The sequence below is a fragment of the Mesoplasma sp. JKS002658 genome (genome assembly GCF_023566355.1).
Taxonomy (GTDB): domain Bacteria; phylum Bacillota_I; class Bacilli_A; order Mycoplasmatales; family Mycoplasmataceae; genus Edwardiiplasma; species Edwardiiplasma whartonense.
Window position 1 is genome coordinate 34,056 of record NZ_JAKNSW010000002.1, and the last position, 25,247, is coordinate 59,302.

23 protein-coding genes are annotated in these 25,247 nt (G+C 32.7%); 20 read left to right on the plus strand and 3 right to left on the minus strand.

Annotation, left to right across the window (positions count from 1 at the left end; all coding sequences use genetic code 4):
• Positions 1 to 23: 23 nt before the first annotated feature.
• The 19 genes from prfA (at position 24) to pepF (ending at position 20,720) form a co-directional block, all read left to right on the plus strand.
• On the plus strand, positions 24 to 1,118 hold the full coding sequence (gene prfA, locus LD125_RS02200; RefSeq protein ID WP_250136295.1) for a peptide chain release factor 1: 1,095 nt from the start codon (positions 24 to 26) through the stop codon (positions 1,116 to 1,118).
• On the plus strand, positions 1,108 to 1,968 hold the full coding sequence (gene prmC / locus LD125_RS02205) for a peptide chain release factor N(5)-glutamine methyltransferase (RefSeq protein ID WP_250137548.1): 861 nt from the start codon (positions 1,108 to 1,110) through the stop codon (positions 1,966 to 1,968). The genes prfA and prmC overlap by 11 nt, the downstream gene beginning before the upstream one ends.
• Positions 1,969 to 1,982: 14 nt before the next feature.
• On the plus strand, positions 1,983 to 3,467 hold the full coding sequence (locus LD125_RS02210) for a hypothetical protein (protein WP_250137547.1): 1,485 nt from the start codon (positions 1,983 to 1,985) through the stop codon (positions 3,465 to 3,467).
• Positions 3,468 to 3,474: 7 nt separating this feature from the next.
• Complete coding sequence (locus tag LD125_RS02215; RefSeq protein ID WP_250136298.1) at positions 3,475 to 3,990, plus strand: L-threonylcarbamoyladenylate synthase; 516 nt, start codon at positions 3,475 to 3,477, stop codon at positions 3,988 to 3,990.
• A 2-nt stretch (positions 3,991 to 3,992) separates the two neighbouring features.
• Positions 3,993 to 4,682, plus strand: a complete 690-nt coding sequence (locus LD125_RS02220) for a hypothetical protein (protein WP_250137546.1) — start codon at positions 3,993 to 3,995, stop codon at positions 4,680 to 4,682.
• A 91-nt stretch (positions 4,683 to 4,773) separates the two neighbouring features.
• Positions 4,774 to 5,685 carry a hypothetical protein gene (locus tag LD125_RS02225; protein WP_250136300.1) on the plus strand — a complete coding sequence of 304 codons (912 nt, stop codon included), beginning with the start codon at positions 4,774 to 4,776 and terminating at the stop codon, positions 5,683 to 5,685.
• Between the two features lie 71 nt (positions 5,686 to 5,756).
• A complete protein-coding gene (locus tag LD125_RS02230) occupies positions 5,757 to 6,857 on the plus strand; it encodes a hypothetical protein (protein ID WP_250136301.1) in 1,101 nt (366 codons plus the stop codon).
• A gap of 8 nt (positions 6,858 to 6,865) precedes the next feature.
• A complete protein-coding gene (locus LD125_RS02235; protein ID WP_250136302.1) occupies positions 6,866 to 7,555 on the plus strand; it encodes a hypothetical protein in 690 nt (229 codons plus the stop codon).
• 11 nt (positions 7,556 to 7,566) lie between these two features.
• Entirely contained in the window at positions 7,567 to 9,111 is a 1,545-nt protein-coding gene (gene cls / locus LD125_RS03970) for a cardiolipin synthase (protein ID WP_250137545.1), read from the plus strand.
• 55 nt (positions 9,112 to 9,166) lie between these two features.
• Positions 9,167 to 10,141 carry a hypothetical protein gene (locus LD125_RS02245; RefSeq protein ID WP_250137544.1) on the plus strand — a complete coding sequence of 325 codons (975 nt, stop codon included), beginning with the start codon at positions 9,167 to 9,169 and terminating at the stop codon, positions 10,139 to 10,141.
• A 76-nt stretch (positions 10,142 to 10,217) separates the two neighbouring features.
• Positions 10,218 to 10,937, plus strand: a complete 720-nt coding sequence (locus tag LD125_RS02250; protein WP_250137155.1) for a hypothetical protein — start codon at positions 10,218 to 10,220, stop codon at positions 10,935 to 10,937.
• A 63-nt stretch (positions 10,938 to 11,000) separates the two neighbouring features.
• Positions 11,001 to 12,002 (plus strand): hypothetical protein, encoded by a 1,002-nt coding sequence (locus LD125_RS02255; RefSeq protein ID WP_250137899.1) that lies wholly within the window; start codon positions 11,001 to 11,003, stop codon positions 12,000 to 12,002.
• A 249-nt stretch (positions 12,003 to 12,251) separates the two neighbouring features.
• Entirely contained in the window at positions 12,252 to 12,665 is a 414-nt protein-coding gene (gene rpsL, locus LD125_RS02260) for a 30S ribosomal protein S12 (protein WP_250136307.1), read from the plus strand.
• A gap of 72 nt (positions 12,666 to 12,737) precedes the next feature.
• Positions 12,738 to 13,205 (plus strand): 30S ribosomal protein S7, encoded by a 468-nt coding sequence (gene rpsG / locus LD125_RS02265; RefSeq protein WP_250136308.1) that lies wholly within the window; start codon positions 12,738 to 12,740, stop codon positions 13,203 to 13,205.
• A gap of 44 nt (positions 13,206 to 13,249) precedes the next feature.
• The gene (gene fusA / locus LD125_RS02270) at positions 13,250 to 15,319 is read left to right on the plus strand and encodes an elongation factor G (protein WP_250137542.1); all 2,070 of its coding nucleotides are present in this window, start codon (positions 13,250 to 13,252) and stop codon (positions 15,317 to 15,319) included.
• A 160-nt stretch (positions 15,320 to 15,479) separates the two neighbouring features.
• The gene (tuf, locus tag LD125_RS02275) at positions 15,480 to 16,667 is read left to right on the plus strand and encodes an elongation factor Tu (protein WP_250136310.1); all 1,188 of its coding nucleotides are present in this window, start codon (positions 15,480 to 15,482) and stop codon (positions 16,665 to 16,667) included.
• Positions 16,668 to 16,780: 113 nt separating this feature from the next.
• Entirely contained in the window at positions 16,781 to 18,151 is a 1,371-nt protein-coding gene (locus tag LD125_RS02280) for a M17 family metallopeptidase (RefSeq protein ID WP_250137152.1), read from the plus strand.
• Positions 18,152 to 18,251: 100 nt separating this feature from the next.
• Positions 18,252 to 18,905 carry a DsbA family oxidoreductase gene (locus LD125_RS02285; protein ID WP_250136312.1) on the plus strand — a complete coding sequence of 218 codons (654 nt, stop codon included), beginning with the start codon at positions 18,252 to 18,254 and terminating at the stop codon, positions 18,903 to 18,905.
• Positions 18,906 to 18,926: 21 nt separating this feature from the next.
• Positions 18,927 to 20,720, plus strand: a complete 1,794-nt coding sequence (gene pepF / locus LD125_RS02290; RefSeq protein ID WP_250137541.1) for an oligoendopeptidase F — start codon at positions 18,927 to 18,929, stop codon at positions 20,718 to 20,720.
• A gap of 35 nt (positions 20,721 to 20,755) precedes the next feature.
• Here the strand turns inward: pepF and LD125_RS02295 are convergent, their stop codons facing one another.
• From LD125_RS02295 to LD125_RS02305, 3 genes are read right to left on the minus strand one after another with little or no spacing between them, the layout of a single operon-like run.
• Entirely contained in the window at positions 20,756 to 22,135 is a 1,380-nt protein-coding gene (locus LD125_RS02295) for an MATE family Na+-driven efflux transporter (RefSeq protein ID WP_250137540.1), read from the minus strand.
• A 6-nt stretch (positions 22,136 to 22,141) separates the two neighbouring features.
• The gene (locus tag LD125_RS02300) at positions 22,142 to 23,422 is read right to left on the minus strand and encodes a phosphotransferase (RefSeq protein WP_250137539.1); all 1,281 of its coding nucleotides are present in this window, start codon (positions 23,420 to 23,422) and stop codon (positions 22,142 to 22,144) included.
• Positions 23,423 to 23,436: 14 nt separating this feature from the next.
• Positions 23,437 to 24,372, minus strand: coding sequence for an HAD-IIB family hydrolase (locus LD125_RS02305; protein ID WP_374982218.1), 936 nt, complete (start codon positions 24,370 to 24,372; stop codon positions 23,437 to 23,439).
• A gap of 120 nt (positions 24,373 to 24,492) precedes the next feature.
• Between LD125_RS02305 and LD125_RS02310 the strand changes: the two genes are divergently transcribed.
• Positions 24,493 to 25,143, plus strand: a complete 651-nt coding sequence (locus tag LD125_RS02310; RefSeq protein ID WP_250136317.1) for a nitroreductase family protein — start codon at positions 24,493 to 24,495, stop codon at positions 25,141 to 25,143.
• The last annotated feature ends 104 nt before the right edge of the window (positions 25,144 to 25,247 follow it).

Genomic DNA, 25,247 nt, shown 5'->3' on the forward strand with positions numbered 1-25,247 from the left:
GTTAAAGAAGAGAGGTGGATTTAATGAATCCAAAAACTTATGAGGCTTTGAGTTTAATGGCTCAACGTTTAGACCAAATTAATGATGATTTAATGAAACCAGAAGTTCTTGGTGATATTAAACGTTTAACCCAATTAAATAAGGAACGTGCTGATTTAGAAACAAAAGTAGCAAAGTTTAATGAGTATCAGGTAAACGAACAAGTAATTAATGATTCAAAAAAAATGCTTGAAGAAGAAACTGATAATGAAATGATTACTTATTTAAAGCAAGAATTAGAAACAGCTTTGAACCAAAAAGAGTTGTTAATCCAACAAGCTCAAGCTTTATTGATTCCTAAAGACCCGAATGACGACAAGAACGTTATTATTGAAATTCGTGGTGCTGCGGGAGGAGATGAAGCCAACATTTTTGCTGGTGATTTGTTTAGAATGTATTCTCGTTATGCTGAAAACCAAAACTGGAAAATTGAAATTCTCGAAGCGATGCCTGGAGAGGCGGGAGGATATAGTCAGATTTCTTTCTTAGTGAAAGGAGAAGGAGCTTATTCAAAACTAAAGTTTGAATCTGGAGGTCATCGGGTTCAACGGGTTCCTAAAACCGAAGCTAAGGGTCGGATTCAAACTTCAACTGCAACAGTAGTGGTTTTACCTGAAATTAGTGCTGTAGAAATTGATATTAAACCATCAGATTTACGAATTGATACTTATCGAGCATCAGGAGCTGGTGGTCAACACGTTAATACTACTGATTCAGCAGTTCGAATTACTCATTTGCCTACCGGGATTGTGGCTTCTTCTCAAGATGGCCGCAGTCAATTTCAAAATAAGGAATTAGCAATGAATGCTTTACGAGCAAAAGTTTATGAAGTTGAACAAGAAAAACAAGATGCCCAGTTACATGCCCAAAGAAAAACTGCTGTTGGTACTGGAGCAAGATCTGAAAAGATTCGTACTTATAACTATCCTCAAAACCGGGTAACTGATCACCGGATTGGTTTAACGATCAACAAATTAGACCAAATTATGGAAGGATCACTTGACGAGTTGATTGATTCTTTGATTAATGATGATCAAAAACAAAAAGTAGCGCGCCATTTAGAAACTGATGAAAATTAATCAAGCGTTTTTACTTTTAACCACGACTTTTGCTGATATTTTAGCTAAAAGTGATGTCTATGAATTGTTAGAAGTGATCTTAAAGCGTAGTTATGCAGAAATAGTTTTGGGAATGGCTGATGTTTTAACTTCTGAAGAAATCCAGACTTTTAATCAAGTAGTATCACAATTGAAAACTCGCTACCCTGTAGCTTATATTACCCGTCGAAAGTTCTTTTATAAGGACTACTTTTATGTGAACCAAAACGTTTTAATTCCTCGCGAAGAGACTAGTTTGATAGTCGAAATTGGTTTGGATTTTTTAAAAACCAATTACCTTAACCACCAAGCAATCTATTATGATTTTTGTACTGGTAGTGGTAATGTGGGTTTGTCAATTCAAAAATATTTCCCTAACCTTATTAGTTATTTAACTGACAACTCTTTTGAAGCTTTAGAAGTGGCACAATCTAATCAGATTGGTTTGAATTTAACTGATGTTAATTTTATTCACGGAGATTTTCTTTCTCCCCTGTTAAATCAAAAAAAATTTCTTAAAGCAAATTTAATTACAGTTAATCCACCTTATATTGATTCTAATGATCCTTGAATTGCAGAGAATGTTAAAAAATATGAACCTCATAACGCTTTATTTGCACCAAATCAAGGTTTGTTTTTTTATCAAGCGATGGCTGAACATTACTACGAAATTGTTGATAAAACCCAAAAATTTTTGATTATTATGGAGTTTGGTGCGAACCAAAAAGCAGAAATTGAAGCAATTTTCACCAAAAAGGTTCAAAATGATACTAAAATTAACTTTATACAAGATGCTAATGACCATTATCGGTTTATTACAATTAGTAATTAGTAAGGAGGTGTGAAATGCTTGGTTGATTAAAGTTTAAAAGTTATTTTAATTGAAGTATGCGTCACCAAAATCCAGGAATCCAAGCGCGTAATTTCCATTTGCTCTGAGTAATTTTGCGAAGTTTTCTAGTTTTGCTTTTGATTACGATTCCTGTAATGGTCTATGCTTTTGTTTTGTACCAAAACACCAATGTTGAACATTATATCAACTATACTAGCGATCATCACCCAATTTGATACTATTTACACCTTCCTAACGGGAAAGTAATGAAACCACTTCTTTGACTTGGCTTTGGGTTTTTAATCTTTGCTTTTGGGTTAATGATCTTCTTTAAACCCTTTGTTAGTGGAAAAACCGCCACTACCACCAAGTATGTTTTTGTTGGAATTATTACAGTAGTAATTGTTGTTGCTTTTCTTTTCTTTGCCTTATCTCAATATAAATATTCACAATTTCAAGACTTCTTTTATTATGAAATTCATTCTACTGGAGATAAGCAAGAATGAGCACAAGGACTAGCAAAATCATTTCGTGATAACTATGTGAATGGGATTAGTACTTATAATTGACAAGCAACTGCTGTGGTTTGATGAGTACTGATTGTGCAAATAATGGTAGTTTTTGCAATGATTGTGGGCTTACAAAATGCCGTCTATGACCATCAGTTTGTGAATGAGGAAACTCCACAAAAAGAATTAGAAACTTTTGAACAAATTATGATTATGGACCGTTTTTCTCGTCGGATTAGTAATCTGTTTAAGAATAATGAACATAACGTTTCAATTTTTATGAGCGTGGTTGCTGGATTAATTATTATTCCTAACCTAATTTATGCGATTCTTTATACTACTCCGGGAACAAATTTAAATGCGTTAGTTTCTTGGTCTTATAAGTTACCTCGCTTCTTAAAAGATAACCTTGATCAAGCTCCTCTTAACGATTTGCAAGGAATTGAAAGTAGTTATTATGGTAGTTTGTTTGTCATTGGTTCTTTCCCTTTGATTTGTTTGGGATTAACGATTTCAACACTTTTTTTCTTCCTAGCAGCATTGTTTCGGGGGAAACATCTTTCTAATAAGTTGTTTATACTTGAAACCACCCTACTTCTTATCTACCTTTTATTATTAATTTCAGTGATGTTTGTAGCTAAAATTTACATGCACCGGTTACAAAGTTATTGAAATGCACCCGTTACTGGTCCTAATGGTACTACTACGCGTGCGATTAATTTTTTTACGATTTTAAAAACAAGTATGAAAAGTGACGAAGCTGATAGTGATTTTAACCAGTTAATTCATCATTTTAAAATTTCAGGATTAATGAATAGTCATGGTTTTGAAATGGAATGATTATCTGGTTCTTCAATTATTGGAGAAGCAGTTATTAGTTATAGTTTTGTGATTGGTGCTTTTGTGATTATCAGTTATGATATTGTTAAGTTAACTCACGAGCGCAATGTTATAACCAAGAAGGCGAATGGGAACAAGACTTTAAATTAAGGATAGAATGAGATTATTAAACCCAAAAGAACAACAAACAATCATCAATTGCTTAAATCAAGGTGAAATTTTAATCTTGCCAACTGATACAATTTATGGGTTAAGTGGTCGTGTTGATGCTAAATTAAAAGTGAAAATCAACCGCTTGAAACAAGCTGATCAGGAAAAACAACTGATTATTTTAGTCAACAGTTTGGCAATGGCTGAAAGTTTGGTTAAAACCACTCCTGATAGTTTAAGTTTATTAACTAGTAGTGAACCAACGACAGTTATTTATCTTAGTAAAACCACTCCTGAGCAAACTTTGGCCTTACGGTTGGTGAAACGTCCTGATATTCAAGCAATTATTGATCAAACTGGTCCATTATATTCTACTTCAGTCAATGTTCACCATCACCCATTCTTGCAAACCAAGAAAAGCTTAGAAGAGTTTGATCCTTCTTTACAAGTTTTTTATGTTGGTGAACTGAATGGGCAACCTTCAAGAATCTATAATAGCTTAACTAGAAAGTACGAACGATAAGAATGAAAGGGATTGACTTTAATGATTTAACATCAGGAATTACTTTCGATCTTAACGTTAAACAATATCGTTTAATCCAAGATGTGTCAAGGTTTTCTTATCATCAACAAACTCTATTAGCTAATTGGGTTGATGATAACAATTGAGTGCAATTACCTCAACTTTCAACGTTATTAACAAAAGTTTATCCTTATCTTGAACATCCTGCTCAAAGTATTGTTAATTCGATTATTGCAAGAAACCAAAGAATTAATGATTTAATTCTGCAATCATTACAAAGAAGAAACAGTGAAAAGTTGGTTTTTTATCCTGAAACTGAAAAAGATGAGTTTGTTTTACAAATGGCTCGTGACTTTATTAATCTTTTGAACAAATTAATTTATAAGTATGAATTAACTATTCTTGATGGTTTTAAAACATTTATCAACAACGATATTAACCATCCTTTTATTGGTACTATCGATATTATTGCAAAGAGCAAGACTAACGGGTGGTACTTATTTTTGTTAAAAACTAGTAAGACGAGTTATTTGGCAAAAGATTATGCCCAGGCGTTTTTACAAAAAACTTTAGTAGAATCAAACAGTAAAATTAGAATTAAAACTAGTTTCTTACTTAATCCTCGTCAAGAACAAGTTTGGTTACCTATTCCTGAAATTAGTCAAAACATTCAGTTTGCTTTATTGAATTAAAACGCTTTGACAAGAATTATAACTTTTACTGTGTCAAGGTTTCAAAATTGAGTAAAATAAAATTATTCTTTTTGAAAGGGTTATAGTAAAGATGAAATATGAAATTGTGAATGATTTCAAAAATAATAAACATTATTATTTAGAGTTCTTAAATATTGTCAAGAAAAATAGTTCAGAGGCCAGCCTTACGTTTGAGGATTGAATGATTAGAATTAAATGAGATGATAACTACGTTCCGTTTGGCCTGACTGATGAGTATGGCGCCTTAATTGCTTTTTGTGGGGTCAGAAAAACAATGATTAGTGTCTATGACCGGAAGTATAGTGCTGCCCAGTTGGGAAAGGTTTATACTAAACGAGAACACAATAAAGATGAGATTAGTAAAATCTTAATTAAAAAGATTATTACCAAGTATGAAAACATTGTGGATTTAATTTACTTGTTTGATCCTTCACCCAATAATGAGTTTTTATGTCAACAAGGCTTTGAATTAATTCCCAATTATGCGTGCACGATGGAGTGAGATGGAGAAAAGAGTGTTAGTAATTCTGGGGTGCGAAAAATCAACATTGATAATCAAGGTGAAATGAATAATCTCTATGATGAGATTAAACATTCTTCACACATGTCAAAAGTGATTAACACCAATGGCGATGCGTTAATTAAAACTTACAATATCATGAAATATTATCCGAGAAACGTATTTCATGTTCCTTCATTAGATGTCATTATTATCTCAACAATTGAAAACACAACTTTTAACTTGTGGGGAGTTTTTTCTAAAAGTGAATTTGATATTGATAAACTTTTAAAGTTAGTAGTGCCTCAACATGTCAAAACCGTGTCGTTTGGTTTTATTCCAACCCATCCTCAAATTAAGTTAACCAATGATCAAAGTCCTAAAACGATGCGAAACAGTTTGGTTAATTCGCAGTTATATATCAAACAAATCTCTGTTGCTTTAGATAAAAAGGTTTTAAAATTTCCTATTCTCGCAGCCTAATTTTCAAAAATGTATTATTTTGAAACATTTTAAGTTTTATTTTGATACAATAGTTTTGAGGAGGGGATTTTGTGCTAACCCCAGCCAATGTGATGGAGAATCTTTATGAAATTAAAGATTTCTCAGAATTGGTTGTTGCTGCTAGTAATTATGAAGATCCGGTGTTTGTTATTTTTTCTGATTGATATAAAACACCCTATTCACCATTATTAGATAAGAATTTACAAACTTCTATTCAATATTGACCAGATTCCATGCTTTTGGATTTATGGAATCCTGATACGACGCATAACTCAAAAGGAGTGATTGTCCTTTTTGAGCGGGTCGAGGCTATTATTAACTTGCAATCATTCCAAGCAAATTTAAAAGAGTATGGGATTGATCTCAAAACTTTTGTTGTTGAAAAACAAGAAGCAGCGTTTTTTGACAAACAAAATCGTCCCGCTCGTGAAATAGACCCTGAGCGTTTAAAAGAATTAGAAGAAAAACGTAAAGCTGTTGAAGAACGCAATAAACAGTTCGAATACGATATTGAAAAAAACCAAGATAAATATGATATTCTCTTTAGTTATTTAGGCTATATGGCTGCTCTTTTTCTTCAAAAAGAGCTTTTTGTGGTTGATAAATGGCAAGAAAAGTTTAAAAGTTTAACCCCATTGGCAATTCAACGTTACTTTTTTGCTAACTTAATGTGAATCTTTATCAATGATAAGAATTCTCTGGCAAAAACTTTGGGAATTGATTTGTCATCTGCTAAGATAAAATATATTTACGCTGAGTTTTTGTACGCTTATACCCAAAACTATTTTGAAAACGATTATAAAATTGTTTTTGACAAAAATACTCCTGATTTTACGCATCACCGCCGGTTGATGTTATTAATGTATCGGTATCAAGACTATTTTGAAAGCGAAATTCTTCAACAAGCCCTTGAGCCTGTAACAAGTGATTTCTTTAACCACATTGATGGTTTTATTCAAGCATTAAATGACCAAGGTTTGGCGTTTGTTATTGAACAAGATGCACTTATTGCCCCAACTGCTAAGGCAAGTGAACGAACTGATTCGAAAAACGCTTTAGATAATTTACAATATTTTATTAAGGGTTATGTTGATCAAGTTCATGAAATTATTTCAGCATATAATCTCAGTGTTAAACACCGGAAAGAATAAGAAAATCGATGAAAAAGAAAATTAAGTGAAATGCCGCTAAGAAAATTTATCAAAAAGTTAAAAAAACCGATCTTCCTAAAGGGATAGTTGAGATCGTTAAACAGGCCAATACTCATAATATTATGATTGATTTTTTTGTGACTCTATTAGCAGAAAATGATAAGAATTATCAAGATTATGGTCAACATATGGGGTTAATTAAACTTTGTACAATTAAACTTTTTGCTAAACTCTTTGGTCATGAAAATAACCTTACTTTAAGTCGTTATGTTGATAATTTTTACCACCAGTATGCTGAAACTTTAAATCTCCCTAACAATCATCCTAATTTAGAAAAACCAGTAGCGATTGAACATAAGATTGTTGATGCTCAAGACTTAATTCTCTTTAATAACCATCATCATTATTGTGTTATTGCCTGAATTTTTGCTAGTCCTTTTCTTGAAACCACGACAGGAAAACTTTATTATGAATTTGCTTATTATGCACAAATGTATATCATTTTAAACCTTTACTCAAACCAACATTTTATCCCAGATAATTATGAAGTTTATTTGGCTAAACTTGATATTCAGTTAAAGATGATTAAAGTTTTGGCGCAAATCACCCCACAAAATTATAATCACTTGGTGAAGAAAATTAACAACTGATTTGATAAAATGGAACGCAAGGAAGTAAAAATGAGAAAGGGAATTTAAAAAAAGAAATTATGAAAAAAAATTTAGCTGCCTTCTTATCGTTAATTTTTATGTTTTCGATAGTTTTATTAGCAATCATCTTTTTAAGTATTTTTGTTGACGCCAACTTCTTATATACTTTAATTACTTTTGAAATCCTCGCTTTAATTATGGCTTTTTTAGTAGGAATGCAACAAAAGCGTCGGTTGGATGTCAAAATTCGGTGAGCATTGTTTCTAATTTTTGTACCAGTTATTGGAGTCTTTTCTTATATTTTCTTTGGGCGGCAATATAAATATTCTGTTGATGACAAGTACAAGTACGTGAACTTTAAATACGATATTATTGAAAAACAAAAGCAAATGGTTGCTAAGAGTAGTGAGATTTTAGCAACTAATCCGGAATTTAAACGTTCTTTTTTAATTGCTAATAACGAGCAGGGTGATTTACCTTATACTAAAAGTAAGGTTGATTTGCAGTTTAATGCTAGTCAAGCTTGAATTAACATTTTCCGTGATTTGGACCAAGCCCAGAATTATATTTTAATTAATTATTATATTATTGAAGATGGTGAACTTTTTAGAAACTTGACCAAGTTACTAATCAAAAAAGCTCAAAGTGGTGTTCAAGTTTATTTGATTTTTGATTTTATTGGTTCTTATGGAAAGTTTACTTATAAAGAACAAGTAAGGTTAACCAGAGCAGGAGTGCATCTAACTGCTTATTCTAAATTACTTTTACCTTTTTTAAGTTGAAAGGCTAATTATCGGACTCACCGTAAAGATATCGTGATTGATGGTAAAATCGGTTATTATGGTGGTTCAAACATTTCTGATCAGTACGTTAATCGTACCGCTGAATATGGTTTTTGACATGATGAGCAGGTTCGCTTGGTTGGGGATGCGGTTGGAGGTTTGGAAAAAATCTTTGTCTCTGACTGAGCGTATTGTACTGGTAAAGACTTAGCTGCTGAAGTTTCTGGTTTAGGGGTGGAGACTAAGGTTACAACTCCTTTTTCTGAGTCTGAGCAAAGTATTGTTCAAGTGGTCGCTTGTGGTCCAAACCATAGTAGTTCATCGCACTTAGACATTCTTTTAAATTTGATTGCTTCAGCCCAAAAACGGATTTGGTTATCAACTCCTTACTTTGTTCCTCCAAACGAACTAATTGTTGAGTTAGCATCAGCAGCAAAGTCAGGTATTGATGTCCGTTTAGTCCTTCCAGGAATGACTGATAAGTTCTTATTATTAGATGTTTCTAAAAAACACACTGACTTATTGTTTGATAGTGGAGTTAAGATTTATACGATGAACAATGTGTTCAATCACACTAAGGCTTATTTAATTGATGATGAAATGAGTTTTGTTGGTTCAACTAATCTTGATTATCGTGCTTTATTTTCTGATCAACAGACAATGGGCTTGGTTTATAGTCGCGAGTTTAATCAACAGTTAAGTCATCGATTTGAATGAGATTTTCAAGTTAGCAAGAAGTACAGTCAAAAACCTTCTCGTGAACATAATTTTTTAATTCGGGGAATGATATTATTGGTTAATTGAGCCGCCCCTTTATTATAATAAATAAGGAGGGTTTGAATTATTAAAACAACTAAAGGATTGAAAGAGAAAAGATATGAAAAGTAAAGATGAAATCTTAGCGGAGTTAAAAGCTAATGGGTGAAACTCCAGTGATACTGATAAAGTGGTCGTTGACCAGTTAATTCCTGCACTATCTGAGTTTATTCCTTCTCAAGAAAAAGTTTTAAGTGGGTTGTGAGGTTTTGGTTTAGACTATCAAAACCAAGCAACGACAAATAAAGAATTATTTATCACCACTACTGACCAGATTTTGATGGCAAGTGTTGATGAGACACAACCACAACAACAAGTTGTGGTTAAACACCATCCCCTGGAAAATGTCCATAAAGTTTTAATTCAAGATTCACCAAATGCTAATAAACGGGTGGATGTTATTTTAATTATGGTTGATGATACTTGATCAATTGATACCTTGGTAAGTGATGATTTAATTAAGCATTTCGAAGATAATATGAACCAGTTGCTTCCTCAATCTAAAATTGATGACCAAACTTTTGATATGACCCAAAAAGCAGAAACAATTAGAATTCAAACTGATGAAGATGATTCCCGTCAAGATGAGGGTCAAACTTCAAAAAAAGGGAATTGATTGACCCATTTATTTAAAAGTTTTTCTCTTAAGGATATCTTTAGAAACTTAGAATTCTGAAATATGGTTTCCTTAATAGTGGCAGTTGCAGTGTTAATTACTGCTTCAATTGCGACAGCAGGAATTACTCGTGAAAGTGTTTATATTCCTAATGGGATCTTTACTTTAGTCTTTGGAGTTATTGGAATGTTGGCAATGATTGTGATTAGTATGGTGCGGTGGGATGAAAATAAATTCTCAGCTGATTTATACCGGAGTTTATTTGGTGGTTTAGTTTATTTGCTAACATTTGTTTTTGGAATTGTCTTTTCTACAGGTTCAAGTTCAGCTAGTGCGTTAGGAGCAGTAGCAATTGTTTTATCAGTTTTATTAATCTTTGATGGTGGTTATACGATTACGCGTCATTATTTAAACTACTAAAAAGCTAGAGTAAAAAGTGGGTGACCACTTTTTTATTTTTAGTACAATTAGAACAAGGTTTAAGAAGGAGAAGAAGATGGAAGTTAATTTTAATCAACTTTTAAGTCATGATTTAAATCAAATTTATAAAGAAGTAAAGTTCCACTCTGATTATCCTTACCAAGCTGCTGATTTAGTGTTTTTAAAAACTTATCGTGATTTAACTACTCTGGTTGAAATTGTTGAGTTTAAAGCACTTTTTGACCAACTAAACAATAGCTTCATTACTGGTACCTGAATTTGTGATGATCAAGTTAAAGCGGTTTTTCTTGATTCTTATAATCACTTCCAAGGGACTTATACGCAATTAAAAGCTTTATGAAAAATCTATCAAAGTCCCCAAATCATCTTGAACAAAACATCCCAACTTCAGTTTCAAAAATTAGTTAAGACAACTATTGAAACTCAACTTGGAGCTTTAAACTATCACTTCCAAGAGTTTTATTTAACCTTAAAATCTAGTGGTGAAGGAAAAGAACTATTAAAGTTATTAACGACAATCTTTCCTGAGTTAATGAAAACTTCTCAAGACTTAGAAACTTTAATTAATTTGATGTATCAATTTAACCAGAATCAATCAATTTTTGTAAATCAAGAGTTTAGGAGTAAGATAAAGGTTAATCAGTTTAGAGAGTTTAAACTTGCTTTAAAAAAGGTTTTTTACTCTTTTGAACCATTGATTAAAGTTTATAACCATTGGATTTCACTTGGTAGTTTAACTTTTGATGGTCCAGAATTGATTGATTTGAATAACTAAGGAGCGATTATGCAAACAAACCCTAATTTTAAAAAGCGTTTTTATTACATTAGTAATCGCTATATGAAATTGATTTTAAAAACTAGAAAACTCAAAGCAATTAAAGAGATTGTAGTTGATGTTAACCCAGAGCTAAATTGTTATAAAAACTTTGTTATGGAAAGTTTTCAAACCTATGATGTCCATAATCTTAGTTTGAAGGTTTATTATTCTTTATTACCCAGTGCTTTTTTAAAGCGCCCCAAACTTTTGAACCAGGCGTTAATCGAATTGAACCAGGATGGTTATATTTATTTACGTAAAAACCTCTTGCACCATTATTATTTGGTTGATAATCAAAAAACTTGAATTGATTTAACCTGCGGGCAAACAATTAATCCTGATATGACAGATTTAATTCCCTCTGATTTGATGCTTGGTCAAGAAACAGGAGAAGACTATAAACTCTTTCATGATATTGATGAAGATACTTTATTATTGATTAATCCTGAAGAAAACGATCAAAACCAACCTCAGTTTATTGATTCACCAATCACAACAAAGTATTTAACTATCGCTCAAATTGAAGCATTAGAAAAGATGGAAGTGGTCGCTAATTTATTGGCCAACGTTTTTGCTAAAGAATGTTTAGAATGTGAAAAGTTAACATCAGTGCAAAAGGCGACCTTAAAAGAAATTATTGAGTATAACAACTGGGTAATTAAAACTAAACAACAACAGTTTGAAAAACAAGTTTCACCAGATAATCTAACTAAAAAGAAACGTTTAAACAAATCAATTCAACAATCAATTCACCTTGATATAAAAAATAGTTTAATTGATTCTCAAACTTGTTTATCAAAAAACAACTACTTTGATGAAAGCTTTAACAAAGTTATTAACCAAGAAAGCAAGAGAATCTTTACTGAATTAGGGTGAACAGAAATTAGAAAACTAGTCATTAATGATTATCCTGACTTATTTACTTTTTTAGGTAATTTATTAAGTCAATCAGTCAATAAACAAAAATCAAAAATTGCGCTTAAACCAAAACTTAAGAAAAACCAAAACGAGATGTTGCAATAATCGCTTGCTCAAGTTTGTTGGTCAATTAAGTCATCAAGATTATCTTTGATTAATTCAAAAATTTAACAACCAACCCTCTCATCAGAATAGTTTAAAAGCAACTAATCTGAGTAGAGAACAACGAATTGCACTTTTAGAGTTCCTAATTAAAAAAATATCGTCATAAACCTTTGTTTTTATCACGATATTAGTTATAATATTTTTTGTGTGGGTTCAAAACACACGGCAATGTGAAAGGGGGAAATAGACATGCCAACAATTAACCAATTAGTTAAATCTAACCGTGAAAAGAAAACTTGAAAAACTAAAGCACCAGCCCTTAACCGTGGGATTAATACTTTACAAAAAAAAGTTACTAAAGTTTCTTCACCACAAAAACGCGGAGTATGTACTCGGGTAGCGACAATGACACCTAAAAAACCTAACTCTGCTTTACGTAAATATGCACGGGTAAGATTAACCAACGGGATGGAAGTTAATGCTTATATTCCAGGAGAAGGACATAATTTACAAGAACACTCTGTGGTCTTAATCCGAGGAGGAAGAGTTAAGGACTTACCAGGAGTTCGTTATCACATTATCCGTGGAACTTTAGATACCCAAGCTGTTAATAATCGTCAACAAGCTCGCTCACGTTATGGAGCAAAAAAACCAAAAGCTTAAGTTGATTATTAAAGTCTTTTAAAAACATGATGAAAATATTAAATAAATTTAGAGAGAAAAAGGAGGGAAACTATGCGTAAAAATCAAGCTGAAAAAAGAGATGTCTTACCAGATCCAGTTTATAATTCAAAACTAGTTACTAGAACAGTTAATAAAATTATGTTGGATGGTAAAAAAGGAACTGCCCAAACAATTTTGTACCAAGCCTTTGAGATTATCAAAGAAAAAACCCAAGAAAATCCCATTGATGTTTTCAATAAAGCAATTGAAAACATTCAACCACATTTAGAATTAAAAGTGCGTCGAATCGGAGGGGCTAACTATCAAGTACCAGTCGAAGTTTCTGATGAAAGACGAGTTACTTTAGCTTTACGTTGATTAATTAACTATGCTCGTTTAAGAAACGAAAAAGAAATGACGATTCGTTTAGCAAATGAAATCATTGATGCTTCAAAAAATATCGGGGGCGCAGTGAAAAAACGTGAAGATACCCACAAAATGGCTGAAGCAAATAAAGCCTTTGCCCACTACCGTTGATAATTCAACGGCTTTATTAATTGAAATAGGAGGAAACAAAGAAAATAATGGCAAGAGAATATGCTTTAAAAGATTACCGAAATTTCGGAATCATGGCTCATATTGATGCAGGAAAAACAACGACCAGTGAACGAATCTTGTTCCATACAGGGAAAATTCATAAAATTGGTGAAACCCATGAAGGTGCTTCACAATTGGACTGAATGGCTCAAGAACAAGAACGGGGAATTACTATTACTTCTGCAGCTACTACAGCATTTTGAAAAAACCACCGTTTTAACATTATTGATACTCCTGGACACGTGGATTTCACTGTTGAAGTTGAGCGTTCACTACGAGTATTGGATGGAGCAATTGCAGTGTTGGATGGACAAAGTGGAGTGGAACCTCAAACTGAAACTGTTTGACGTCAAGCAACTACTTATAAAGTACCAAGAATTGTTTTTGTTAACAAAATGGATAAGACTGGAGCTGACTTTGAATATTCAGTCAAAACCATTGGTGAACGTTTAGGAGCACATGCTGCTCCCATTCAACTACCAATTGGTGCTGAAGATGATTTTGATGGAATTATTGATTTAGTGGAAATGAAAGCTTACCACTATGATGGTGCTCCTAATGAAAACCCTACAGAAATCGAAATTCCTGAGAATTTAAAAGATCATGCTCAAGCTTTAAGAATGGAATTGATTGAAGCAGCAGTTGAGTATGATGAAGAATTAATGCTGAAATTTTTAGATGGTGAAGAAATTAGTATTCCTGAATTAAAAGGCGCAATCCGTAAAGGAGTGTTATCAGCAAACTTCTTCCCGGTGTTAGCAGGTTCTGCTTTTAAAAATAAGGGAGTAAAATTATTATTAGATGCAGTAGTTGATTATTTACCCTCACCTCTTGATGTTCCTGCGATTAAAGGAGTATTACTTGATGGAAGTGATGATAGTCGTACTTCAAGTGATGAAGCACCCTTTTCAGCATTAGCGTTTAAAGTGATGACTGATCCGTTTGTGGGAAAATTAACTTTCTTCCGGGTTTATTCTGGAGTTTTAGAAAAAGGAAGTTATGTTTTAAACTCAACTAAAGACCGAAAAGAACGCGTAGGACGAATCTTACAAATGCACGCTAACCACCGAACTGAGATCGATCAAGTTTATGCTGGGGACATTGCTGCAGCTGTAGGGTTAAAAGATACAACCACTGGAGACACTTTAACTGATGATTCCCACCCAATTATTCTTGAATCAATGGAGTTCCCAGAACCAGTAATTCAGTTAGCTTTAGAACCAAAAACTAAAGCTGACCAAGAAAAAATGGGTTTGGCGTTGGCAAAATTAGCTGAAGAAGATCCAACCTTTAGAACTTATACTGACCAAGAAACTGGGCAAACAATTATTGCGGGAATGGGTGAATTACACCTTGATATCATCGTTGATCGCTTAAAACGTGAGTTTAAAGTCGAATCTAATGTTGGTGCTCCTCAAGTTTCTTATCGAGAAACTATTAAACTACCTGGTAAAGGCGAAGGAAAATATATTAAACAATCAGGAGGACGGGGATCGTATGGTCACGTTGTCATTGAATTTGAACCTAACCATGACCAAGGTTTTGAATGGGTTGACAAAATTACTGGAGGAAGAGTTTCTAAAGAGTATATCAACGCTGCTAAGAGTGGTTTAGTTGATGCTCTTCAAAACGGAATTGTTGCTGGTTATCCAATGATTGATGTTAAAGCAACAATTGTTGATGGGTCAATGCATGATGTCGATTCTAACGAATTAGCGTATAAAATCGCGGCTTCATTTGCCTTGAAAGAAGCAGCTAAGAAAATGCAACCTGTGCTGTTAGAACCAATTATGAGTGTCGAAGTAACTGTTCCTGATGAGTATTATGGAGATGTCATGGGAAATATTTCTTCAAAACGTGGTTTGATTGAAGGATCAGAACAACGGGGAAATGCTCAAACGATTAAATCTAAGGTTCCGTTGACTGAGATGTTTGGGTATGCAACTGAATTACGTTCTTTCACTCAAGGTCGGGGAAATTACACAATGATTTTCTCTCACTATGCTGAAGCACCAAAAATGGTCGCTGAAGAAATTATCAAAAAAAACTCAAAATAATTGATCATCAAAGTTAGTTCTTGCTAAGTCAATCAATTATAATTAGAATTAGATAAATAAGAACAAGTTTCGCCCCACTTAGGGGCGGTAGTACCTTACACGTGTAAGGATCGATAATAGTTGATAAGACTAGCTATCGTTTAAGAAAGGAAATAGAAAAATGGCAAAACAAGCATTTGATCGTAGTTTACCTCACGTTAATATCGGAACCATTGGTCACGTTGATCATGGGAAAACTACTTTAACCGCTGCAATTACCAAAGTTTTAGCAGCTGATGGTGGGGCTGAATTTACTGATTACGCCCACATCGATAAGGCACCCGAAGAAAGAGAACGGGGAATTACTATCAACACTTCTCACGTTGAATACAAAACTAAAAAACGTCACTACGCACACGTTGACTGTCCAGGACATGCTGATTATGTTAAAAACATGATTACTGGAGCTGCTCAAATGGATGGAGCAATCTTAGTGGTTGCTGCCACTGATGGACCAATGCCTCAAACTCGTGAACACATCTTGTTATCACGTCAAGTAGGAGTACCACGTATGGTTGTCTTCTTGAATAAGTGTGACATGGTTGATGACGAAGAATTAATCGATTTAGTGGAAATGGAAGTTCGTGACTTATTAAGTGAATACGAATTTGATGGGGATAATACTCCAGTAATCCGTGGTTCAGCTTTAGGAGCACTAAATGGTGATCAAAAATGAATGGATGCAATCCATGCTTTAATGGATGCAGTGGATGAATACATTCCAACTCCTGAAAGAGATAAAGAAAAACCATTCTTAATGCCAGTAGAAGATGTTTTCACTATTACTGGTAGAGGAACTGTAGCTACTGGAAGAATTGAACGTGGACAAGTTAAAGTTAATGACGAAGTTGAAATCGTTGGTTTAACTACTAATCCAAAGAAAACTGTGGTTACTGGATTAGAAATGTTTAGAAAGTTATTAGACTACGCAGAAGCTGGAGATAATGTTGGTGCATTATTACGGGGAGTTGATCGTAAAGATATCGAACGTGGACAAGTGTTGGCAAAACCAGGAACTATTCACCCTCACACTAAGTTGAAAGCCTCAGTTTATGCTTTAACTCAAGAAGAAGGGGGACGTCACAAACCATTCTTTAATAAATACCGTCCTCAATTCTACTTCCGTACCACTGATGTTACTGGAGAAGTTCAGTTACCACAAGGAACTGACATGGTCATGCCAGGAGATAACGTGGAAATGGAAATCGAATTAATCAAACCAATTGCTGTTGAACAAGGAACCAAGTTCTCAATCCGTGAAGGTGGAAGAACAATTGGAGCTGGAACAGTTATTGAAGTTGAAAAATAGTCAACTTAAATTAGTTCAAATCAAGTAAACAACCACTATATAGTGGTTGTTTTTTCTTTGTCAAGCAAAAATGCTATAATCAAGGTAATGATTTTTTAAAGGGAGAAATTTATATGATTAAATTAAATGCCACTGATGCAAGTGATTTAAAAGTAGTTGTTGCCACTGATGCAGAAATTGAAAATAACCACTTTTTAAAAGCTACCAAAGATAGTTTCTTAGTTGACTTTGGTCAAAAAACTGTTTATTTAAAGTTAGATTTGAAAGCAGAAGATCGTCGCAAGGAACTAAAGAAAGTGATTAATAGTTTAGTTGTTAAAAATGTTGCTAACCTAAGTCTTGATCTTGATGCTTTGATTAAAGTTTATAGCAATGATCAGTTTAACGCTGAACAAATCTTTAATACGGTTGTAGAAACAATCGCTTTTGTTAGTCACCCTGTATACAGTGATAAAAAAACAAATTCTAAAAAACCAGATTATCTTTATAATTTAACAAGTCTTGATGACAAGTTTAATGATTTATTTACTAAAGCATTAATTAAAACAGAAATGGTTAATTATGCGCGTGATTTACAAGACACTCCCCCTAACTTAGCAACTAGTGAATGATTGGCTGAAAAGATTAAAGCTGATGCTAAAACGATTCCAGGAGTAAAGTTAACAGTTCTGGGTTTAGAAGAAGCAAAAAAACTGGGGATGGGACTTTTGCTTGCAGTTAACAGTGCTAGTGAGTTTGAACCCCGAGTAGTAATTGCTGAATATAATGGAGAAGCAAGTAAACCAAAAACTGTCTTGGTTGGAAAAGGGATTACTTTTGATAGTGGAGGTTATAACTTGAAACCTTCTCAATTCATGAAGGGGATGAAGTTTGACATGTCAGGAGCAGCGATTATGATTTCAACTGTTTTTGCGCTTGCCAAAGCCCAAGCAAAGGCGAATGTGGCTGCGGTAGGAATGTTTACTGATAATCGCATTGGTGGTCACGGAACTTTACCTGAATCAGTGATCAAATCAATGAATGGTTTAACTGTTCAAATCGATAATACTGATGCGGAGGGTCGTTTAGTTTTAGCTGATGGTTTAACTTATGGAGTTAGAGAATTAAAAGCAGAACGTTTAATTGAAGCATCGACGCTAACAGGAGCAATTAGTGTAGCATTAGGTCCCTGAGCAACAGGTGGATTTACTAAATCTGATGCTTTGTGAAAAGAAGTAAAGAATGCAAGTCTTCAAACTGGAGAAGCAATTTGAAGATTACCAATTTATCCAGAACACTTAGAAGTGATGAAAAAGACTCCAATTGCTGATTTAACTAATTCTGAACCAGGAAGAAATGCGGGATCTTCAACTGCTGCTGCTTTCTTAAATGAATTTGCTGAAGGTTTAGATTACATTCATTTAGATATTGCAAGTACTGCTGATGACAGTGATCGTGGTACAGGAGTTTTAGTTAAAACTTTATTTGAATTATTGGCTAATTAGTCTTTGTCTTACCCCATTTGGGGTTTTTCTTTGCAAGAATTGAAAAATGGTATAATTTGCTTAATATCCAAGTTAATGTCTTTGATTAAAGGAAGGATTTATGGTTAAAAAACAGGTTATTTCAATGTGAATTGACTTTACGAGTGCTTATTCTTACCTTGCTTATACAAATTTAAAAAAAGCTTTAAACCAAACCAAGCGTTATGATTTAATCATTGAGTTAAAGTCCTACCAAATGCTTCCAGATTTTGATTCTCAAAATTCTCACCAAGTGCAAGGATTTAAAAAGTTGCTTCATGATGATCAGAAAACTTTTGAAAATCCTAAGTTAACCCAGATGCTAAAGAGTAATGGTTTGAAACTTGAGTTTAAAAATGTTAAACCACTTAATACTATTGATGCGCACCAGTTATTACATTTAGCTAAAACCCTTGATCCGAGTTTTGATTTAACTAACGACTTGGCCCGGGTATTTTTCTTAAATTATTGGAGCAAAAATAAAAATTTAGCATCAGAGAGTGAACTTTTAAAAATTAGTCATGGTGCTGGCATCGAGCAAAAACTGGTTAAGGAAGTTTTTGCTACTAACGATTATTTAAAAGCAGTTTTTCTTGATGAACAAGAGGGAATTAATCAAGATATTCAGGGTGTTCCTTTTATTGTTTTCCCCAATCAAGAAAAACTTTTGGGTACTTGTAGTGTTGAACAATTAAAAAGAATTATTAGAGAAATTAAACTAATTGATGAAAATTAGGTCATAGAAAGACAAAAAATAATGAAACGAAAAGATGCGGATAAAAAATATCAATGAGATTTTAGTCATTTGTATACTAGTGTTGATGATTGAAAAAAAGATTTGGATCAAATTGAACGCCTTGGTGAAGAACAAGCCAAGTTCAAAGGAAAACTAAATACCTTAGAAAACTTTAAGTTATTTGAAGGGCATGACCAACAAATGGCATTGATTTTGAATAAATTGGTCGTCTATTTGCATTTGGGTGATGTTGACCAAACCAATACTTTATACCAAGAATTAGAAGGTCTTTTAACAAATGTTTGGCAAAAAGTTAACGTTCAAACTGCTTGGGTTGCTCCAGAAGTAAAAGAAATTGGTGAAGAAACTATTTTGGGATGGATTGATCAAGAGTCTCAATTAGCTCCTTATCGTTTGGGATATGTTAATTTTTTCAAAGAAGCTGCTCACGTTTTATCTACTCATGATGAAGAGTTACTTAGTAAAGTAGCGCGAAGTCGGGGATTAATTGGGGGAATGTATGATAGTCTTGCTTTTGCTGATAACCAAGAGCAAAAACTTGTTTATCACGACCAAGAAGTTGTTGTGACTGGAGCATTACAACTCGAAATTATGCAAGATAGTGATCCAGTTAAAGACCAGAAGTTACGTCAAGAAGTAAATTTGTTAATGAATAAAGGGTTCATTGATAAGAAACATTCTTTTGCTAAAGTTTATGATGGGATTATGCAAAGTTCTAGTGAAGGGATTAAATTAAGAAATTATCCTAGTGCGTTAGCTGCAAGTTTACAAGGTGATAATGTTCCTGTGGAAATTTATTTAAAGTTACTTGAAGTTGCTAGAAAAAACATCCAGGTTTTTAAAGATTATAACTTGTTGATTAAAAAAGCCTTTGGTTTAGAAAAATTTTATCCCACTGATCGACAATTAAAATTGGTAAAAGAATATCACCAAACTTTTAGTGTTGAAGAAGCGCAAACAATTATCAAAGAAGCTTTAAGTGTTTTAGGAGAAGAGTACTTAAAAAATTTAGCAATTGCTTGGTCACCGCACCGGATTGATTATTATGAAGATACCAATAAAACTAGTGGTGCTTATTCTACGGGAGGAAATGGGGTTGAACCAATCATTTTGATGAACTGGGATGATAAGTTAAATTCAGTGACCACCCTTGCTCATGAATCTGGTCATTCGGTGCACACCTTATTTGCTGATGCTACTCAAACCTATCCTTTAAACGAGTATCCAATTATTCTTGCTGAAGTTGCTTCAACAGTTAATGAACATTTGGTTTTTGATTATTTAATTACCCACACTACTGATAAAAGTGAAAAGATTTATCTGTTACAACAACGAATCTTTGATTTAATGTCAACTTTTTATCGTCAGGTACAGTTTGCTGACTTTGAGTATCGTGCACACAGTTTGGTAGAACAAGAAGTACCCCAAACTGCTGAAAGTTTGGCAAAATTATTTAATGAAGTTCAGCTTGATTATGGTTATGATGTTTTTGATTCTAATCAAGAAAGTGATAGTCAATACGTGTGACCACGAGTATCACACTTCTTCCATTCGCCTTATTATGTTTATAAATATGCAATTGATGTAACAGCAAGCTATAAACTTTATACAGATATTAAAAACGGTAATACTGATAGTTTATTAACCTTTTTAAAAGCGGGTGGATCAAAAGATCCTTTGGATGTGTTAAAAGATGCCGGAATTGACTTTAGTCAAGAAACAACTTATGAACCATTAATTCAAGCAATGCAGGAAATGGTTAATGAACTTGACCAATTGCTAAACCAAAAATAGTTACCAATAACCAATCATTTAAAATGATTGGTTATTTATTTTTTAATCGCGCTGATTTTGTTAAGAATAAGTCGGAATGCTGATTTTCTTGGTAAATAACCAGGTACTAAGTAATTTCTAAACATTTCTTTTTTAAAGAAGAATTGTTGTTGAATTTGACTAATTAAAAAGTGAAGCACCATGCCCCAACCAAACATCAGAATGATTAAATCCATTGTCATTTTCAAATGGTTGGTCGTATAACAAAGAAACCAAATACCGTAATATCCTAAATTCACTATTAAAGAATTGATCGTATTATATTTTGTTTTTCCTGTACCGATAAAAAGTGCATCAGGAATAATTGTTAAAGCATAGAAGATATAAAAACCAAACAATTTTAAAACAATTAGAGTAATTTCTTGGTAATTATCAAGTTTTTGAATTACTTGGAAAAAACCACTTCAACCAGGAATTGTACAAATTCAAATTAACACAATGAAAAGCAAAATTAAGTAATAATTAGTTTCCTTAGTTTGAAAATAGTCCTCAGCAGCATCTCGTTTGATCACTTCTGCTAAAGCGGTGATTGGAATTAATAATCAAGTTCAAATGAAATTATTAGCAACCCAATAGTTTCCTTGTTCATTTACCATATTAACCATTTTCACAACCATTAAAGCATAAATGATATTATCAATAAAAACTTGTAAACCAGAAAAGACTCCAATATGGATTCAATTTTTCAAAATTCTTCAATCACCTTTTTTAAACCAGGATATTTTTAGATAACCTTGAATTGTTAATAAAACAATACTTAGAACAGTGATAAAAGCATTAGCAGTAATGTTTGAATAGGCAACGCCATTAACTTGATAACGGGGAATAAAAACAAAATCTCCAATTACCATAAAGACAGTTTGAAAGATTAAGAAAAGGTAGATATTATAACTTTTGTTCACTACGACAAAAATAACATTAATCGTTGCAGGAATGATGCTAATAATAAAGGCGATTGTTTCTAATTGAAGATAATCTTGCACTGCTTTTAAATCGGTTTCTTCAGGATTCATGAATTTTATTAAAGAATGAGCATAAAAATAAACCCCAATGAAGAAAAGAGTATATAGAAGACAAATAATAATCCCAATTTTAAAAGTAATGTAGGCAAAACGTTTTTCTCTAATTAGTTTAGTAAGAATCGCGTATAAAGGAATAATTAAAAAAGCTTTAATTGTTTCATCAATCAAATCAAATCATTCCATTTGACCGATTATATCTACTCCACTAGTGGAAGTTTGTGAAGAGACTAAAAAAGTTCTGATGGTTGTATAAAGTGCTGGTAATAGTGCTAAAGCGCACAGCGCAATAAAGAGTTTTCAATTAAAAGTTTTCAGGTTAATGAAATTCTGTTGAATATAACGTTTAAAGTTCATTAAAATTTATCCTATCTCTTTAGTGATTTTTTCTCGATATAATTCCACTCATTTTTGACTCCACTCCACTCACTGTTTAACGCGATTATAATTAATCGCTTTTAAAGGAGTATTAGCGAGGCGTTTATCCATCAAAACCATCATTTTAGTGGCGAAATTGTTTTTTGTTTCTTCTTCTGGATGATAAGCATCAATTACTGCTAAGAGATCTTTAAAAATTTGTTCATTATCACGGAATGGATATTTTCCGATATTGATTCAAACTCAACATAAAAAAATTAAATCTTCATAGTCATCACCAATTTTTGTGTGATCTCAATCAATGATTCCTACTAATTTTTGATCTTTAAAAATTACATTCATTGGTGATAAATCATCATGAACATAAACTTTACCTTGGAGTTTTGGTTTAGATAATTGGTGCATTTCTTTTAAACATTTAGCTACTTGAATAGTTGAGCTTAAAGGCATTTCTTCAACAAAATAACTCGTTTTCCCTTCAAAATAAGCAAAGATATCATTGTTATTTTCTTGACCATAATAGGTTGGTGCATAAGGAAACTTGTTTTCATTTAAGAAAGTAAGACATTGATATTCAATTTGATTATTACTAATTTCTTTAAAGACTTTTTTATTTTGGTTGTAAACTAGACTTGCAGAAAATCCATCAGTAAAAAAGCGTTTATTAAACTTTAACTCATCAACTAGATGATTGATTTCGCTAATTAATTTAAAAAATTCATCACTAATGTCTGGTAACACATTGAGAGAAATCAAAATAAAATTACCATAAACTTGTTCTTGATTAGAAACAAAACCATTTTCATCCAAATTTAAATCAAGAAGATTTTTCTTAGAGATAATATTTTTTAAATTTTCAACTTGTTTTTGATTAAAATCCCAAGCAAAGTTAAGAATTTTAATGACGAGATTATTTCTTTCTTTGTTACTAGTTTGGTTTGAAAGGAGTGCTTGACAAACCAAACCCAGTACTGGGTTTATGAAAATTGTTTCTAAGTTTTCTTTATTTTCTTGTTGAGTTAGTTGGTACTTGTTATCTTTTAATAATCAAGATTTTCGATAAGAAATAATCTTAAATAACGAATCAAAAATCACTGGAGTTCTGCTAATCGTTTTCAAAAAATCAGGATTAAAAATCGCTTCATTTTTTGAAAAACTTTGATTAATCATTGAGATAATAACTTCTTCACTCCACTCTTGATAGGTAGTTGAATCATCATTTTCTAATAATAATTGGTTAAATTTTTGTTCAAAAGGCTCTCTCATGTTTTAAAACGTCTTTAGACTTCTTCTCCGTTTAAAAGTTGTTCTAAATAATAACCAACTCCACCATCATGATTAGATTTTCAAGTAATTCCATCAGCAACAGTTTTCAAAGTATCAGATCCATTAATCATCGCCACTCCATATCCCACAGCTGTAATCATTCGATAGTCATTCATTTGGTCTCCAAAAGCAATCACATCACGAATATCTTTGTTGTAGTATTGAGCTAGAATACAAGCAGCATTACCTTTATTTGCAATCTTATTAGTAAGAGAAATTACAGGTAATGCTTTAGAATCACGAGTTACTCCATATAGGGTGTCGGTTTGAATTTTAACTGCATCTTTAAAATCTGTTAACATTCGCATGACATCATCTTTATATTTGGCATCTTTTAATTTCAAGACAATGTTGTTTGCTGGTCCTTTTCACTTGTGGGCTGGGTCATTATAAGTAAAAGTTCCTGCTTCCATTTCGTTTAAGTGAAAGAAGTTCTCTAAATCGTCATCCTGGTTTTTCAACATTGCTTTGTCATAATATTCCGTCATGACGTTAAGACAAGCATCGTTAATAATCGGATTATTTAAGATTTCTTTAATGATTGGTTCACTAATTGGAAATAAAATCCGTTTGAATTGACGTGCTTTGGGATCATGAATGTGGGAACCATCAAAATTGGTTAACAAAGTTGTTAAACCCAATTCTTCATATTGACGTGCACTAGCAATATATGGTCGGCCTGTAACAATACATACTTGGTGTCCGTTTTTCATTGCTTCTTTTAAAACTTCCACGGTTTTAGGATGCATTGTTTCGCCATCATTTGTCAAAATTGTTCCGTCCAGATCGACTAAAATTAAGCGTTTCTTATTTAAATTATTTAGTTTCATAAAAGATTCCTTTCCAAGAAAATACCTCTTAATTTTAACTGATAATTCCTTTCATAACATGATCAGAGGTTTTCTATTGTCTCCTTAAAGAGTACGGGCTAAAAATCATTTTTTCTTACTATTAAAAATAAAGTTCAGGTTATAATGATAATTAACATATTTAGAAAGAAGGAATAAATAATGAATGTTTTTGATGCGATTAAAAAAAGAAAAGCACTTAAAGCTTACAAACCTGGAACTCCAATAACTGATGAACAGTTAGATAAAATCATTGAAGCAGGAAGATTAGCTCCAACTGCTAACAACGTTCAAGACAACACTGTTATTGTCTTACGTAGTCCTGAAGCTCGTGAAAAGTACAAGAAAGGATTACATGACTTTAACCAACAGTATGCTACCACTGGAGAAGTAATTGTAATCTTTGTAGGTGTCCCTTGAGAGATGGTTGCTAAAAATGATGGTCAATGAATTTATGATGTTGATGTCCATGAGTATGATGCTCCTGAAGAAACCAAGCGAAAAATTGTCGAAGGGGTTCTGACTTATTACAAAACCAGATCAAGTTATGCTGATGTGCTAGACATTTATTCTAGTGCAATAATGTTTGCTTATATGAGTTTAGAAGCTACCGAATTGGGCTTTGGTACTACCCCAATGTTGGGAATTGCTAAAAATGATTTGGAAAAGATGTTGTTAGCTGATAAGTTAATTCAACCAGGACAACGGGTAAATTTAGCCTTAGCGATTGGATATGAAGATGAAGATAATGAACGAAACAAAATTCATACTCGGATTCGTATGCCCAAAGAAAAACAATTTAAGATTTTATAATTATCAAAAAATGTAGTCAAGAATAACTACATTTTTTTATCTTAAATTAGTTAGAAAATTTTCTGCTGATTTTCTTCAAAAATTACTGTCATTTCTCACCAGAT